This window comes from Ralstonia soli, assembly GCF_023955655.1.
GTDB lineage: Bacteria > Pseudomonadota > Gammaproteobacteria > Burkholderiales > Burkholderiaceae > Ralstonia > Ralstonia soli.
Genome location: NZ_JAMXHT010000008.1, coordinates 13,942 through 29,928, shown reverse-complemented (window position 1 = coordinate 29,928; position 15,987 = coordinate 13,942). Strand labels below are relative to the sequence as shown.

Genomic DNA, 15,987 nt, shown 5'->3' with positions numbered 1-15,987 from the left:
TTTCCCTTATGAATCCGCAACTTGCGTGCGCTGCACAACGGCCGATGAGGGCGATTTAAGCGTGGCCAGCAGCCGTCTGATGTGGGCAATGAGTCGCGTCATACGAGCGCCTGCCGCGCGGATCTCTTCGTCGGCGCCATGGTGGACCGCATGACGGAAGGCTTCGGCTTCGACGTCCACATCGGGGGTGCGCAGCAGCGCGAGGGCTCCGCCGGTGCGATGCGCCCAATTGCGCAGGGCCGCGCGGTCGAGTGTCTCCAGCAGCGGGCGCAGCTTCTGGGCATCGTCATCCAATGAGGACAGGAAGACCTGCGCCAAGCTGGCCGCCGCCGGACCCGTACCGAGCGTGCGGTGCAGGTTGTCAAGCGAAAGGCCGAACGTGTCGTCGCCCGCGGTCTCGGCGCCGGTCGAGGCGTTGGCCCACAGCGTCGATAGCGCTTCCTGCAGCGTGGCCAGCGTGGTCGGCTTAAGCAGGCTCGCGTCCATGCCGACGGCGCGGCAGCGGGCATGCTCCTCAGCCAGCGTCGTTGCGGTGATGGCGATGATGGGCAGGCGAGGCCCGCCGCGCTGTTCGTCCTGGCGGATGCGCTGGGCAAGGTCGAAGCCGTCCATACGCGGCATGTGGCAGTCGGTGAGCAGGGCGTCGAACCGGCCTTCGCGCAGGCGCTCGAGCGCGACCACGCCATCTTCGGCCAGCGTGACCCGATAGCCCAGCAGTCGCAGTTGCTTGGCGATCAGCTCGCGATTGATGGGGTGGTCTTCCGCCACCAGGATGTGCGCGCCAAGCGCTTCGCCGGAGACAACGGCCGGCGGCGTGCGTGCCGGTGCGCTGGGTGGCTGCGCCAGTGCGGGCTGCGGCAGCGCACGCTCGCAGGCCTGCAAGAAGGCGTGCCAGCTCAGCGGGTTGATGCTCAACGCCGCGCCGCGCTCGGCATAGCGGGCTTCGGTGGTGATGCGGATGGTGCCTTGCCCGGCTCGCGGCGACGTGGTGAACACGATGTCGGCTTCGGCTACCGGCGCGGCATGCAGACCTGCGGCCATCGCGAATTGCGCGAGGCCGTGTTGCTCGTCGGTATCGTCGACGGCAATGGCCACGCTGCGCCCGGCCAGACGGGGCAGTGCATAGCGCGCGGTAATGATGGGCACCGCCAGCCGCAGCGTGACGGTGGTGCCGCGCCCGGGCGTGCTTTCCATCACGAGCGAGCCGCCCATCAGCTCTGCCAGCTGGCGCGAGATCGCCAAGCCCAGGCCGGTGCCGCCATAGCGGCGCGTGGTTGAGCGCTCGGCCTGCACGAACGGCGCGAACAGCGTCGCCTGCACCTGAGGTGTGATGCCGATGCCCGTGTCCACCACCTGGATCGCCACGTGCGCCACATCGCCTTCGATGGCCATGCATTCGGCGCGCAGGCGCACGCTGCCGTTGTCCGTGAACTTGATTGCGTTGGAGAGCAGGTTGAACAGGATCTGCCGCACGCGCACGCTATCGACCGAAACGCTGGCCGGCACATCGGCCATCACGTCCACGCGCACCGGCAGCGATTTCTCGTGCGCGCGGCTGGCGAGCAGGCCGACCGTACCATCGAACAGAGCGCGCAGATCCGTTTCCACCGGCGAGATGTCCAGCCGGCCCGCCTCGATCTTCGCGTAGTCGAGGATGTCATCGAGGATGTGCAGCAGCGCACGGCCCGAATCCTGCACCAGCGACACCATCTGCTTCTGCTCGCCATCCAGCTTGGTTTGCTGCAGCAGTTCGACCAGCCCCAGCACGCCGTTCATGGGCGTGCGAATCTCGTGGCTCATCATGGCCAGGAAGCGGTCCTTCGCGTGCAGCGCCGATTCCGCCGCGTTCTTGGCAGCTTCTAGCGCATCGGCCTGCTCGCGCTCGGTGGTGACGTCGCTCATATAGCCGTTCCACACGGTGCGGCCGTCGGGCTCGCGGTGCGGAATGGAGCGCGCATGCAGCCAGCGGACCGCACCGTCCTCGCCGATATGGCGGAACTGGATGTCAAACGGGATCAGGTGCTGCGCGGAGACCAGCGTCATCTCCTGCATGCGCTGGCGATCGTCTTCATGGATCAGCATCGCGGGCGAGGACAGGTAGCCCAGCAGGTCGTCGGGCTGCGCGCGCAGCGTCTCATACGCCTTGCCCGCCACGTAGGTCATCTGGCCCACACGTTCGCCCGGACGCAGCTCGAACTGATAGACCAGCGCTGGCAGCGATTCGGTCACCTCGCGCAGGCGCCGCTCCAGGCGTTCGGCGCGCGCCTGGGCTTCGCGGATCTCGCTGATGTCCACCAGCGATGCCACGGTGCCGGCCGGCTGGCCATCCGCCAGATGGAACGGCTCGATCCAGTACAGCACCTGGCGCGACTGCCCGTCGGGCGTGACGATGGTGATTTCCTCGCGCGTGCTTTCGTCCAGCTCGACGGCACGGCGGTTGGTCTCCGACAGGTAGGGTGAATTCTGCGGCGAGTACAGCCCCAGTTGTTGCGGCGTGCGGCCCAGCAACGACGCGCGCGTGCGGCCGAACATGTTGCAGAACGCCGCGTTGACGGCCACGTACCGGTGCTCGGCATCCTTGGCGACCAGCGGAAACGGGACGGCCTCCATCAGCGCACGCTGAAAGCTCAACTGCTGAGCGAGCGTCTGCTCGGCCAGACGGCGCTGCCGGTTTTCACGGCCCAGCTGCATGTGTTTGATGAACAGCGCCACCAGTGCCAGCAGCACAAGCGCTGCCGCCGGCCCGAACTTGGCCAGCACGGCCGAGGCCGAGGGACCGAGCTGATAGCTGACCGACAGCCACTTGTTGCGGATGCTGACCTGCTCGCCCTCGGGCATCGCAAACAGCGCACGGTTGATGAGCGGCACCAGCGCCCCAAAGCGCGCCGACACACCCACGCCGATGTTCTCGACCGTGTTGGCCGAGCCCGTGACTTTCAGCTCGCCCGGAAAGTGGTGGCGGATCAGCGCATCGGCCACCGGCAGGTTGGCAATGGTGAAATCCGCCGTGCCCGCGGCCACCATCGCCAGCGCATCGTTGATGGAGTCCGCTGACACGATGCGGATCTTGGGCACGTTCTGATGCAACAGGTTGGCCAGCGAATCGCTGCTGGGCAGGGCGACCGTCTTGCCTGCCAGCTCGGGGAGCGCGGCCACCGTCAGCGCGTCGTTGCGCCCGACGATCACCATGGGGGTGGCGTCGATCGCGTGGCTGAGCAGGAAGCCCGGCGGGCGAGCATCCTGGTCGGACATGCCGAGCAGGATGTCGACCTCACCCGTGCGCGCCTTTTCAAGCGCATCCGACCAGTCGCGCACCGGCACGCGCTCGAAGCGCAGGCCGAGCGTGCGCGACAGAAAGGTCTGGTACTCGGGCAGGATGCCGAGCACCTCGCCGCGCGCGTCACTGAAGGTGTAGGGCATGTAATCGGGGTCGGCTGCATAGCGCAGTGGCGGCAGCGAGGCCAGCATCGTGCGTTCACCGGCCGATAGCGGCAGTGCCACCGTGCCGGCCCCGCCTTGGCTGATCCAGCGCGCGCGCAGCTCGGCCAGGGTGGTGTCGGGCAACTGCGCGAGATGGCGATCGAGATAACGGATCAGCGCAACCTGCTTGCGTGGCGCGGCAAAGTGGATCGCGTCTACCTGCTGGTTGACCAGCTGCACGATCCCCAATTGTCGATAGCGGGGCTGCGCCAGCAGCTCGCGCGTTGTGTACGTCATGCCGACATAGGTATCGGCCGTGCCGTGCACCACGGCATCAAGTGCGTCGGCTGCGGTGGGTACGGGCATCAGGCGGATGCGCGGGAAGTCCCGCACCAGTTCGTCTTCCAGCGGCGAGCCTTGTTCCACCGCCACGCGCGTGCCGGCGGAGAACGCGTTGAGCCGCACGCCTTCGTTGTCGCTGCGGGCGACCACGGCGGTGGCGCGCTCCAGATACGGCGCGGAATATTCGAGGCAACGGTCGTATTGCGAACGCGGCACCACGCTCATGATGATGTCCACGTCGCCGCGGCAGGCGGCCTTGAGCAGATCGTCGCGTCGCTGGAACACGCGCGGCACGATGCGGACCTGATCCTGCGGAATCAGCTGCGTGAGCAGGTCGCCCGAGAAGCCGGTCAGATGGTCGGCTGCCACGCCTTCCAGCGGCATCATGGTGTCGCTGATGACACCCACGGTCAGCCGGGAAGGAATCGGGGGCAGCCGGTGGACCACCTGAACGGCGTCCTCGGCGTCCGCATCGCGCGTGCCCCCGGCCCAGGCGAGCGCGGCCGCGCAGGCCAGCACGCCTGCGCCGATGCCGATGCGCACCCGCGCCAGGGCCGAGAGGTTCACGCGCGCGATCATGGTGTCAGCCCTCGCCGCTGCCCAGCAGCCCGTGGCGCACGGCAAAGTCGAACAGTGCCGCTTCGGTTTCCAGCTTGAGCTTGCGCATGGCCATCTGCTTTTGCGCGCTGATGGTCTTGACGCTGCGGTTGAGCTGCACGGCAATCGCGCTGACCGTCTTGCCGGTCACGTACATGCGCAGCACTTCAAGCTCGCGCTTGCCGAGCTTGGCGATGGGGTCGTTCTCCGACGGTTCGCGCTCGGGTACGCGGCGGATCAGCTTGGCATCGAGCTGCGGCGACAGATAGATGCGATCGTTCATCGCCGCCTGCATGCCTTCGAGGATGTGCTGCGGCTCGTCGGCCTTGCTGACGATGACCTTGATGCCAGCGCGCAGGATGTTGCTCATGAGCGCGCGCGTTTCGAGCATGGTCAGCACCATCACGCGCAGGTCTGGGTGACGGCGCACGAGGAATTCGAGCAGGATGATGCCGTCACCGTAGCGGCTGCCCGGCATGGCGTAATCGGTGATGGCGATGTCGCAGCGCACGCGGCTGAGCACGGCGAGCAGTTCATCGGCGTTGCTGGCCTCGCCCACCACCTCGAAGCCGTTGACCGCCGACACGAGGTGCCGCACCGCCGCCACCACACCGGGGTGATCATCTGCAATGACGAGTTGGATGGGGGCCTGCATGTCGACGTGTCTCCGCGCGTGTAACGTGCGGCAACGTGTTTGCCGCATTGCTGAGAATCGCCGATGCCGCCAGCGTGGAACATCGGAAAAGTCTTATTAGTGCGCGCTACTACGCGCTCTTCTGGTGCAAATGTGTCTAGGCTTGTTGGGGTCGCAGCGCCGGGTCCGAGCCGAGGCGCGACTTGGCTGCGTGGCACAATGCTCGCGATTTGCTTGCGACTCTTCAGGTACCCATTTTCATGACGTCCAATCACCCGACCGCTCCTTCTGCAGCCGCGCGCCAGCAGAGCGCCGAACGCTCCACGCTCGTGAGCGCGGGCGTCAATTGCCTGCTCTCGGCGGGGCAGATTACGGCGGGCCTGTGGTCCCATTCGCAAGGCCTGGTGGCCGATGGGCTGCATACGCTGTCGGACCTGATTGCCGATGGCATCGTCTTCATCGCCAACCGCAACAGCCACAAGGGCCCGGACGAAGACCACCAGTACGGCCACGCGCGCTACGAGAACGCCGCGTCGCTGGGGCTGGGCTTGCTGTTGGTGGGGGCGGGCGCCGGCATGATCTGGGCGGCCGTGGCAAGCCTTCGCTCGCCCGAGGGGCCGGCGCCGGTGCATGGCCTGGCGCTGGTGGTGGCGCTGATCGCGCTGGGCGCCAAGGAAGGACTGTTCCGTTACATGCTGGCCGTGGCCAAGCGCATCGGCTCACGCATGCTGATTGCGAATGCGTGGCATGCGCGTTCCGATGCCGTGTCGTCGCTGGTGGCGGCAGTGGGCGTGGCGGGCAACCTGATGGGCTACTACTGGCTCGACCCGGTGGCCGCTTGCGTGGTGGGGCTGATGATCGGCCGCGTGGGCGTGCGCTTCAGCTGGGAGGCGCTCAATGATCTGATGGACCGCGCGCTGCCGCCTTCGCAGGTGGAGGCCATCCGCGCGAGCCTGGAAGCCACGCCCGGCGTGATGAGCGTGCACGACCTGCGCACCCGCGTGACGGGCGACCAGGCTCTGGTGGATGCGCATATCGAGGTGGACCCGCGCGTGTCCGTGAGCGAGGGCCATGCGATTGCCGTGCGCGCGCGCGTGAATGCGCTGGCCGCCCATACCGCGATGGCCGTGCTCGACGTGCAGATCCATGTCGACCCGCGCGAGCGCATCGCCACCGACCCTGTCCCGCTGCCCGACCGCGATGCCCTGCACGCCATGCTGGCGCAGCTGCTGCCGCCCGGCACGCCGCTGGACGCGCGCCACTGCGTGCTGCATTACGTGGATGGCGCCGTGGAAGTGGACTTGGTCCTGCCGCCCGCGCTGGCCGCCGAGCACGATCGCATCGCCAACGCGCTCCACACCAGGTGGAACGGCCAGGTGCGCCTGCGCGTGCTGGCCTCCAACCGTTAAGCCCTTGGCGTTAGCGGCACTGATCGACCGCGTTGGCCGGCTGCGTTTTGGCCGGGTCGAAGTGCAACTGTTCGAGCCCCTTCTCGGTGAGCGACATCCAGTCGAGCGTGCCTGAGGTGCGCTGCATACCGATGCTGCCGACAGGGCGCCACTGCACACGCTTGCCGTCGGTGTTCATCAGCGTGCCCGACAGGGTGAGCGAGTCCGGCCCCGCCTGGAGTTGCAGCAGGCGGCCATCGGCGGCGGGTGTGTAGGCCTTGTCCTGATTCACGGTGATGCCCGCTTCGCGCACCGTGGCCGGCATGCACGGGATGGACGCGCGCACCTTGCCCGTGCTGTCGATCAGGTCGGCAAAGCCGTTGCCCTTGGCCACACCCACCAGCAAGAAGCGCTCGATCGCGGGCATCCACGTGAGGCTGTAGGTGTAGTACTGCAGATGGTGGTGCAGGAGCTGCTCCCCGGTGACGCGCCCGCTGGTCGGGTCGAAGATGGCGATCTTCAGGTTGGCCTCCGTCTGCCCCGGCACGAACTGCTGCCAGGCCAGCAGCGCGCGCGTGCTGCCGCCGGCCACCATGGGCCACCATTCGCGCCGTTCGTTGGCAATGTCGACGTTGTGGAGGCGCCGGCCGCGCCCGTCGTAGACCTTCACGTAGACGCCGTTGCCGCTGCCAAGGTTGTCCACCCCGCCGCCGGTGATCCAGCCATCGGAATAGAACACCACGAAGCGGTCGCCCACGGCTGTGATATGGCCGGAGTGCCCGCCCGATTCCACCTGCTGCGGATACGGCTTGATGGGCCGCAGCGCCGTGTCGTAGATGCCGAAGCGCTGCGTGACGTTTTCCGTCGTGTTCCAGCCGTCTTCAAACGACACCATCACCTGCCCGGTGCGGTTGCGCGCCACCGTTACGGGCTCCTGCGCCTCGGGCTTGCGGATGAAGATGCGCGGCGCATCGAGCACGCCCGTGTCGGCATGCCACTGGGCGACGTACACATCGTGCGGCCAGCTGCCGCTGCGGTCGGCCCCGCGCGGCGGCAGGCCTGACGCGCTGAAGAACACGTTGAAGGTGTTGGCCGCCGAGGCGGGCACCGCCCCGATGCCATGCATGTACTGGCGCGGATCGGAGGCAGCCGAGGCCATGCTGGGGACAGCCAGCACGCAGGCTAAGGCCAGCAAGGTGTGGCGCAGGAAGGACGATCGGGGTGCGGATCGGGACACAGACGGCTCCATCTCAATAGGTGGCGGTTCCGGAACCGATTTGGCCACGGACACACGCCGAAGTTGCTGCGCGAATGGGGGAGCCCGTTTGGCGGAGTGGCAAGGCTGCGCCGGTTTACCCCTCGCCGCGGCAATCAAGTTTCGGCCCTGTGTGCCGTTCTTCATGGGCAAGAGCGGAACCCATTCCGCCAACCCTTTCCTTGCGCGGCCAGAGTGGGCACCAGCCCGCCATCCCCCGCGCCAAAACCGGCGCCAGAACCGACCTGACGAGAACACCATGACGCAGCGACTCGACGCCCGATGGCGAAGCGAAGTGACGGAGGCCTTACGCACCGTGCAGGCTCAGTTCGGTGTGGCACCGGAAAGCTTGCCCCGCGACACACGCATCGCCGCCCTGACCGACGCCATCTGGGCGCAGCGTGCTGCCTATGCGCGGGTGCGCCAGAGGTTGGTCACGGTGCCGGCGGTGTCCGCGCTGTCGGAGCCGGCCGACGAATCGATGTAACCGGCGCACCACCCCGTGCCGCCGTATTTTTTCTGAAGGTGATGTGATGCGGTACTGCGGATCGCTCGACCTGGACCACCTGCTGCGCCAGCCGTTTGCCCAACTCGGCCGGCTGGTGCGCGACCAAGACTCGGGGCAGCCCTTGCCTCCCGTGGAAGTGGCCGCGCGTGCCATCCTGCTGCGCGCCGCCGGCTACGAGGTGATGCCCACCTGTGGGCACCATGATCGACGTGGCTTCTGCCTCGGCCACACTGACCAGCCCATCGGGATGTAAGCGCCACGCCTACGACGTAGGCACCACGTGCGCGCAGGCTTGCGCACACGCTGTTGCGGCCGCGCATCACGCGCTTGAAAAGCACCCCTGGGGCGTGGTGTGCGAAGCACCCGCAAAGCGTTGCCTGGCGCACCTTTGCGGGCGATTCGTTGCCAAAAAGCAAACGGTAAAAATGACTTACATTCCCGGCCTTTTTCGCCCCATGGTTCTGGTGCATCCTGAACCAAGATAGGTCGCACGGATGGAAAAGCGCGCGATGTCGGATGCAACGCCAGACCGCAAGTCGAAACACATCGAATCGGTGGCGCCTGCAAACCTGGGGTCAGGGGAAAGAACATGAAGACGCAATATCTCAGCAAACAAGAAATCTACGATGGCGCGGTTCGCCATCTGTTTGGTCAGGGTGGTGCTGCCATCCTGCCGCGCGGTGGTGCCGCGTACCACGGCCAGGGCGGCCGCTGCTGCCCCATCGGCAATCTGATCGGCGTGCGTGACTACACGACGTCGATGGAAAGCGTGCCGGTGCGCTACATCCTCAAGCCCGCCAATGAGATCCCGCGTTACATGGACGCCGGCGTCATCGCGCTGCGCCGTGCGCTCAAGAAGGCCCGCATCGATGTGGACGACCGCGACACCGTCGAACTGCTCTCCAAGCTGCAGAATGCGCACGACGTGTTCGGCACGTGGGAGTGGAAAGAGCGCCTGCAATCCATCGCGCGCCAGTTCGGGCTGAGCGGCGCCCTTGTCGATACGTTCTGACCGGCCGGTCACAGATCACCACATAGAAGGTGACACCCATGCAAGGGAAGGAGACGTTCCTCGCCATCGAGGACATTTTTGAACGTGTGCGCACGCACCTGCTTGCGCAGCACTGCCGCTCCGAAGACGCCGACGGCGAGCCGCGCTACCGCGGGCTGGACAACCGCCGCTGCGGGGTCGGCATCCTGATCGACGATGCGTTCTACTGCAGCGCCATCGAGCGCCTGGGCGTGAGCCTGTTGCGTGTGCCCAGCGACGATCCGCTCGCGCGTGCGCTGCGCTGCTCCGGAGTCAATGTGGACGATGATCGGGTGGTGGACTTGCTGATCGATCTGCAGGACATCCACGACCTCGCGGCCATCGAAAGCTGGCCCGCAGCGCTCGAAGACGTTCGGCGCCGCCTGCCCGCCGCGCCGCTGGACGCCTGAACCACCACACCCGCGAACCCGGCCCTGCGCCGGGTTTGTCATTTCAGCGCATCGAGTTCCGGGTAGTGGCGGAAGATGCCCATCGTATTGAACGGAATGCGCCGCGGCGATTCCAGATACGCCGCGATGTTCGGCTGCGCGGCCACGCGGTCGTGCAGCGCCACCAGGTGCGGCAACTCGCGTTCATAGCGCTGCATGTGGCGCGGGAATGCATAGCGCAGGCCCGCCACGATCTGGAACAGCGACAAGTCCACATACGTCAACGCATCGCGCACGGCCCACGTCGGGCCGGCGGGATTGCGGTCGAGCACGCGCTCGAAGTAGCGCAGGAACTTGGGCGCGCGGTGTGCGAGGAAGTCCTGCGTACGACGCTTCGCTTCGGGTTGCTGATCTTCGTAATACTCGCCCGACGCGATCGGGTGGTGCGTGTCATGGATCTCCACCACGAAGTCGGCAATCGTCAGTTGCAGGCCGTGCGTCCACAGGCCGCCGGCTTCGTCATGCGGGGCCAGGCCGTAGTGCTGGCCGAGGTAGAGCAGGATGTTGGCGGTCTGCGCGATCACCAACTGGCCGGTGACCAGAAACGGCGGTGCGAACGGTGGCGTCGGGATACCCGCGTCGTCGAGAAACGCTGAGATGGCGGCCTCATCCTCGCGGCCGAGATCGGTGTAGGGCACGGCGGCCTGTTCGAGCGCGAGGCGGACGAATTCGCCACGGCCCTGGATTTCGGGCCAGTAGTAGAGCGTGGTTTCCATGGGTGGGCCGAAGAAGAACGTGTGGACGGTGTGCAGCAAGACGGGTGCCTCTCCTACTGCGCTGCAGCGAGAATCGCGGCTGCGATCGATAATAGGCGCTTGCCTCAGCGTTTGTTCTCTGCCCGCCCACCGTGAACGCCTCGTCTTCCCCAGCAGCGCCCGCCATCGAACCCGCTGATCCGTCGCGCTGGCTTGTCCGCGGCCACCCCGGTTATCTGCGTGCCAATCTGGCGTTGTTTGCGGCGGGCTTTTCCACCTTCTCGCTGCTGTATTGCGTGCAGCCCCTGATGCCGATGCTGGCGCACGACTTTAACCTCACGCCCGCGCAGACCAGCCTTGTGCTCTCGGTGTCCACGCTGTTGCTGGCGTTTGCGATCTTGTTTGCGGGGCTGCTGTCGGAGTCGACCCATCGCAAGACGCTGATGGGCGTGTCGCTCGTGCTGTCGTCGGCGCTCACGCTGGCGGCGGTGGTGTTGCCGGGCTGGCACGCGTTGCTGGCCACGCGCGCTTTGCTGGGTGTGGTGCTGGGTGGTGTGCCAGCGGTGGCGATGGCGTACCTGGCCGAAGAGGTGCATCCGCAGGGCTTGGGGCTAGCGATGGGCCTGTACGTTGGCGGCACGGCATTCGGCGGCATGGCCGGGCGCGTACTGACGGGCACCGTGGCCGACCACTTCGGCTGGCGCGCCGCCATGGGCTTCACCGGCACGCTGGGCTTGCTGGCGGCGCTGGCGTTTCTGTGGCTGCTGCCGCCGTCGCGCCGGTTCGTGCCGCGCAAGGGCGTGGCACTGGGCGATCTGCTCGATACGCTGGGCGCGCATCTGCGTGAGCCGGGGCTGCGTGCATTGTTCTCCATGGGCTTTCTGCTCATGGGCGGCTTCGTCACGATCTACAACTATGCGAGCTTCCACCTGCTCGACGCGCCGTACACGCTCAGCCAGACGGCGGTGGGCGGCATCTTCATGGTCTACCTGCTCGGCATCGGGGCATCGGCGGGGTTCGGGCGGCTGGCCGATCGCCATGGCCGAGGCCGCATGCTGCTGGCGGGCACGGCGCTGATGTCGGCGGGCGTGCTGTTGACGTTGGCCGCGCCGCTGGCGCTGGTGATCGGCGGTATCGCGCTGCTGACCTTCGGGTTTTTTGGTGCGCACGCGGTGGCCAGCGGCTGGGTGGGGCGACGCGCACAGCGTGCCAAGGGGCAGGCCGCGGCGCTGTATCTGCTGGCGTACTACCTCGGCTCCAGCCTGATCGGCACCACGGGCGGCAAGCTCTATGCGTCGTGGGGCTGGCCCGGCGTGGTGGCGCTGGTGGTGGCCTGCATGGTGTGCGCGCTGGATACGGCGGCCTGGCTCTGGCGCCGCGCGCCGCTGCCGCCCGGCGCCAAGCGCTGAGGCTGTGCGCTACGGGCGTGCGCCCCTCTGGTCATTCGCCCCGGTTAGGAATTCGCGTATCGTGCCGTGATTGGTGCCTGCACGATTGCCTTTTCTGTCATGCGTATTCTTTCCTCCTTCTGGATGCGTCGATGGTCGGTAGTGCTCTTCCTGCTGATGGCAGGTATTGCGCATGCCGCTCCCGTATCGTTTGCCAAACTGACCGGGCTGTCCTCATCGACCGCGGCGGCATCGACGCCGGCCGCAACCCCCGCGCAGACGCGCCAGTCGCTCGACACCGTCATCACGCTGCTCGACAACGACCAGCAGCGCGCCGCCCTCGTCAATGAGCTGAAGCAGTTGCGCGATGGTGTGAGCGCGCAGCAGAAGGTGCAGGCCGAACAGGCGCCGGGCCTGCTGGGGGCGGTGGCTTCGCTCATCGAGAACGGCTCGCTGCAGGCCGATGTGGAAGCGGGCGCGCCGCGCTACTGGCTGCGCCGCATCGAAGCGGCAGCCGGCAATGCCAGCCTGCTTGCCGCACCCGGCACGCGCGATCGGCTGTTCGGCGATTTTGCGGCAACGGTCGGCATCTGGGCCGCGCTTGCCGGTGGGCTGCTGGGCCTCGGTTGGCTGATCCGCCGCGTGTTTGGCCTCAAGGTGGGCCTGGGGCCGCATCCGACCACGCGCGCGTTGTTCATCGATGCGCTGCGCAAGATCGGCCCGTGGGCCATCTCGTTTGCCGTGCTGATGCGGCTGGGGCAGGACGCCACGCCCGGTTTCGTGCTGGCGCTCGTGCTGGCCTACGCCATCGTGTGGGGCGCAATCATCACCGCCGGCGTGGCGATGCTGTTCTCGCTGTTTGCCGGCAGCGCACACCGGCGCGTGGCGGTGGAATACCTGCTCAAGCGCGGCACGTGGCCGATCTTCGTGACGGCCAGCCTGGGCGCCTGCGGCGATGCGTTTGTCGACCCGCGCGTCGCGCTGGTGCTGGGCGGCTCGCTGAGTCTGCTGATGGCGACGGTGTGCAACGTGATCTCGTCGGTGATGCTGGCGGTGGGGGCGCTGTGGGCGCGTCGCCCGATTGGCCAGCTGATCGCCAACCGGCCGCTGGAGCTGCGCCAGGGCGAGCACGCCGGCAACCAGATCCGCCGCCTGATCGCCACGCTATGGCCGGTGCCCGTACTGCTGCTGGCGGGCGTGACCTTGCTTGCCACGCTGACCATGCCCGACAGCGTCGACGTCGTCGCGCACCGTGCCGTCCTGACCTCGCTGCTGCTGGTGGCGGCATTTTTCCTGACGGCGGTGGTGCGGCCGCGCGCCAACTGGCGCCTGCGCCTGCGGATGGCACGCACGTCGCCGTATGTCGAGCGGCTCAAGCAGTTCGTCACCGCGCTCGTGCAGCTGGGCATCTGGATCGTCTTCGTCGAGCTGGTGCTGCGCGTGTGGGGGCACACGCTGGTGGAGGTGGCGCACAGCTCGGTCAACGGCAAGCGCATCGCCGACGCGCTGGTGGGGCTGATCAGCACCGTGTTCGCCACCTGGCTCGTGTGGATCCTGCTTGATACGGCGATCCTGCGGGCGCTGTCGCCGGCCACGGCGCGCGCGCAGCCCAGCACGCGCGCGCGCACCATCCTGCCGCTGCTGCGCAACGGCCTGAAGGTGACGCTGGTGGTGACGGCCGGCATCGGCGTGCTGGCCAACCTGGGCGTGAACGTGACGCCGCTGGTGGCCGGCGCCGGTGTGGTTGGCCTGGCGGTGGGCTTTGGTGCGCAGTCGCTCGCGCAGGATCTGATCACCGGCATCTTCATCCTGATGGAAGACACCATCAGCGTGGGCGATACGGTGGATGTGGGCGTGGCCTCGGGCATCGTCATCAACCTGACCATCCGCACCGTGCGCCTGCGCGACGGCACGGGCGCGGTGCTGTCCATTCCGTTCAGCCAGATCAAGACGGTGCGCAACCTCTCGCGCGACTACTCGTTTGCGGATTTCGAAGTGCGCGTGGCGATGGATGCCGATCCGCAGCAGGCCATCGACCTGGTGCGCACCGCCGCCGACCGGATTGCTGGCGAGCCGCGCTTTGCCGCCACGCTGCTCGGCGGGACAGAGGTGTTCGGGCTGGACCGCTTTGATGGCGGCGCAATGATCGTCAAGGGCCGCTTCAAGACGCGCCCGCAGAAGCAGGCCGATGTGCTGCGCGCTTTCAACGTCGTGCTCAAGGACGCGTTCGACAAGGCGCACGTGCCGCTGGCCACGCCGGCCACGGTGCTGCGGACTTCGCCGGCGTTTGAGCACTGGATGACGCAAGTGGTGCCGGGCGGGGACAAAACCGAAACCCTCGAGCCCACACAGGTGCCGCCCGCATCTGGCGAGCCGCCCGCCACGCCGGCTTAACGGACACGCTGCGCTCGCGGACAAAAAAAGGCGCCACGCGGGCGCCTTCGATCGTGGATGCGGCGTTCAGAGCCGAGAGATCGCCAAGCCGATCGCCAGCGCGCTGCCCAGTCCGAAGATCGTCCAGCCCACCGTGCGGCGCTTGGTGGTCATGACCCACAACGCCAGGCCCGAGAGCGACAGCAGGATCAGGCACCCGGCCAGCGTATCCACCAGCAGAATCCAGGGCACCGTCATGCCGGTGCCTTTGTGCAGGTTGTTCAGCGTGGCGACAATACCGTTGTCGGTCTGCCGCACTTCGGCGGAATGGTTGCCGACCCAGTACTCAATCTGCATCTGTTTGCCGGCGTTGCCAAAGCTGAAGCTCCACTGCGCGGGCTGCATGAGCGGCTTGGCGGCGCGGTGCTCGTGTTCACCCTGCGCGGTGTCGGCGGGTTCCGTCCAGGGCACGGGCTTGGCGCGTTCGACGCGGATGCGGTTGGGCGGCTCTTGCAGTTGCAGGGTCTGCTGCAGATACGCACTCATCGCCTCTGGTGTGGCCGGCAAAGGGTCGGCCAGCGCGATGCGTGTGGTGGTCTTCTGCTGCGCCACCGGCAGCTTCATGACCGCGCGGTGGTTCAGCCAGATGCCCGATACGCCAAAGATCAAGCCCAGCACCGCACCCCACAGCCCGAACCAGCCATGCGTTTTGCGCAGCCAGCGCACGGCGGTGGCGCGGTGGTTGGCCGGGTGTTCGGCTTTGGCTTTCGTTTTTGCCGGATGCGCGGGGGCTGCCGACGGGGCGGACAGCGAAGGATGCGACAGGTCGTTCATGAAGCACAAGGCGGCGTGGCGGCCGCCAGCGGATGACAAATCGACCGGTCAATATAAATGAGAATGATTCTCGTTGCAATGCGCGTACGCTTACAACGTGATCCGCTCCAGCGCCCGGCGTGACGCCTCATCCGCCGGATAAAAGCACTCGATGCGCATTTCCTGCAGCCCCGCATCGCGCGGCGTGCCCAATGTGGTGAGCGTGGAGAACAGGGAGACTGTCACCCCATCGCGCTGCAGCGTGATGGGCAGGAAGGGCGGCGGATCGGCAGCGTCCTGAAGGGGTGAGGAGGGCGCCGGTGCATCCGACGCCTCGAACACCGCGGGTTGCAGCGCGCGGATATCGGCCAACAGCCGCTGCGTGGCGGGGTCGATGGCGTGCAGGGCCAGTTCCTGCCGCACGCGCCGGGCGAGATAGCGGCCCACGGCTTCGCGGTTGACGATGGCGGGCCACAGGGCGGTCGGGTCGAACACGAGCCGCATCATGTTGACGGCGCCCGTGGTGTGCCCGGTTCCGCCTTCGGCCCGGTCGTCCCCGATGGCCCAGCGCATCAGGCGGCGGTGGGCGGCATTGGCGTCGAGCAAGTGCCAGAAGCGGTCGAGCACGATGGCCGGATACGGCGCCTGCTTGTCGAGGATCAGTTTCACCGCATGGCGCACCGCCTGCATCATGGGTGATGCCTCGTCGGCGGGCGTGCTCAGGCCCTGCTCGGCATACGCGGGTGCAAAGCCGGCGGCCAGCAGCATCTGGTTGCGATGGCGCAGCGGCACGTTCAGCTCGTCGGCGAGCTGCAGGATCATGTGGCGGCTGGGCGCTGCACGTGCCGATTCCAGAAAACTCACGTGCCGCTGCGACACCCCCGCCGCCAGCGCCAGGGCGAGCTGGCTGTAGCCGCGCCGGGTGCGCCAGAAGCGCAGCAGCTGCGGAAAGCGCGAGAGCGCTGCGTCGGGCGGCTCGGTCGCCACCTGGGCGGTATCGGCGGTAGGGGCGTTATCCAGCATGAGCGTGTTGGCGGCGGGCGAGGCAGGCTGGGCAGGTTTCATGTCACCTATTGAAGCAGAGTCGGGTAGCTG

The 15,987-nt window shown here is 67.2% G+C and carries 13 protein-coding genes; 7 read left to right on the top strand and 6 right to left on the bottom strand.

Annotated elements, in window-relative coordinates:
- Positions 1-6: 6 nt before the first annotated feature.
- Positions 7-4,341: an ATP-binding protein gene (locus NG900_RS20945; RefSeq protein WP_252683309.1), complete on the bottom strand. Its 4,335-nt coding sequence runs from the start codon at positions 4,339-4,341 to the stop codon at positions 7-9.
- A 4-nt stretch (positions 4,342-4,345) separates the two neighbouring features.
- A complete protein-coding gene (locus NG900_RS20940; RefSeq protein WP_252683306.1) occupies positions 4,346-5,014 on the bottom strand; it encodes a response regulator in 669 nt (222 codons plus the stop codon).
- A 239-nt stretch (positions 5,015-5,253) separates the two neighbouring features.
- Here NG900_RS20940 and NG900_RS20935 point away from each other — a divergent pair, with 239 nt between their 5' ends.
- The gene (locus NG900_RS20935; protein WP_252683304.1) at positions 5,254-6,402 is read left to right on the top strand and encodes a cation diffusion facilitator family transporter; all 1,149 of its coding nucleotides are present in this window, start codon (positions 5,254-5,256) and stop codon (positions 6,400-6,402) included.
- Positions 6,403-6,412: 10 nt separating this feature from the next.
- On the opposite strand, the gene NG900_RS20930 is transcribed toward NG900_RS20935, so the two are convergent.
- Positions 6,413-7,630 carry a hypothetical protein gene (locus NG900_RS20930; RefSeq protein WP_289813922.1) on the bottom strand — a complete coding sequence of 406 codons (1,218 nt, stop codon included), beginning with the start codon at positions 7,628-7,630 and terminating at the stop codon, positions 6,413-6,415.
- A 265-nt stretch (positions 7,631-7,895) separates the two neighbouring features.
- Here NG900_RS20930 and NG900_RS20925 point away from each other — a divergent pair, with 265 nt between their 5' ends.
- The 4 genes from NG900_RS20925 (at position 7,896) to NG900_RS20910 (ending at position 9,584) form a co-directional block, all read left to right on the top strand.
- Positions 7,896-8,123 carry a hypothetical protein gene (locus NG900_RS20925; protein WP_252683302.1) on the top strand — a complete coding sequence of 76 codons (228 nt, stop codon included), beginning with the start codon at positions 7,896-7,898 and terminating at the stop codon, positions 8,121-8,123.
- A 46-nt stretch (positions 8,124-8,169) separates the two neighbouring features.
- Positions 8,170-8,397: a hypothetical protein gene (locus tag NG900_RS20920; protein ID WP_252683300.1), complete on the top strand. Its 228-nt coding sequence runs from the start codon at positions 8,170-8,172 to the stop codon at positions 8,395-8,397.
- A gap of 336 nt (positions 8,398-8,733) precedes the next feature.
- Complete coding sequence (locus tag NG900_RS20915) at positions 8,734-9,156, top strand: hypothetical protein (protein ID WP_252683299.1); 423 nt, start codon at positions 8,734-8,736, stop codon at positions 9,154-9,156.
- Between the two features lie 38 nt (positions 9,157-9,194).
- Positions 9,195-9,584, top strand: coding sequence for a hypothetical protein (locus NG900_RS20910; RefSeq protein ID WP_252683298.1), 390 nt, complete (start codon positions 9,195-9,197; stop codon positions 9,582-9,584).
- Positions 9,585-9,622: 38 nt separating this feature from the next.
- Here the strand turns inward: NG900_RS20910 and NG900_RS20905 are convergent, their stop codons facing one another.
- Positions 9,623-10,339 (bottom strand): glutathione S-transferase, encoded by a 717-nt coding sequence (locus NG900_RS20905; RefSeq protein ID WP_252683882.1) that lies wholly within the window; start codon positions 10,337-10,339, stop codon positions 9,623-9,625.
- 131 nt (positions 10,340-10,470) lie between these two features.
- Between NG900_RS20905 and NG900_RS20900 the strand changes: the two genes are divergently transcribed.
- Together NG900_RS20900 and NG900_RS20895 are read left to right on the top strand one after the other, a co-directional pair.
- Positions 10,471-11,727, top strand: a complete 1,257-nt coding sequence (locus tag NG900_RS20900; RefSeq protein ID WP_252683297.1) for an MFS transporter — start codon at positions 10,471-10,473, stop codon at positions 11,725-11,727.
- 99 nt (positions 11,728-11,826) lie between these two features.
- The gene (locus NG900_RS20895) at positions 11,827-14,100 is read left to right on the top strand and encodes a mechanosensitive ion channel family protein (protein ID WP_252683296.1); all 2,274 of its coding nucleotides are present in this window, start codon (positions 11,827-11,829) and stop codon (positions 14,098-14,100) included.
- Positions 14,101-14,166: 66 nt separating this feature from the next.
- On the opposite strand, the gene NG900_RS20890 is transcribed toward NG900_RS20895, so the two are convergent.
- Positions 14,167-14,913 carry a PepSY-associated TM helix domain-containing protein gene (locus NG900_RS20890; RefSeq protein ID WP_252683295.1) on the bottom strand — a complete coding sequence of 249 codons (747 nt, stop codon included), beginning with the start codon at positions 14,911-14,913 and terminating at the stop codon, positions 14,167-14,169.
- A gap of 90 nt (positions 14,914-15,003) precedes the next feature.
- Positions 15,004-15,957, bottom strand: a complete 954-nt coding sequence (locus tag NG900_RS20885) for a helix-turn-helix domain-containing protein (protein WP_252683294.1) — start codon at positions 15,955-15,957, stop codon at positions 15,004-15,006.
- Positions 15,958-15,987 lie beyond the last annotated feature (30 nt).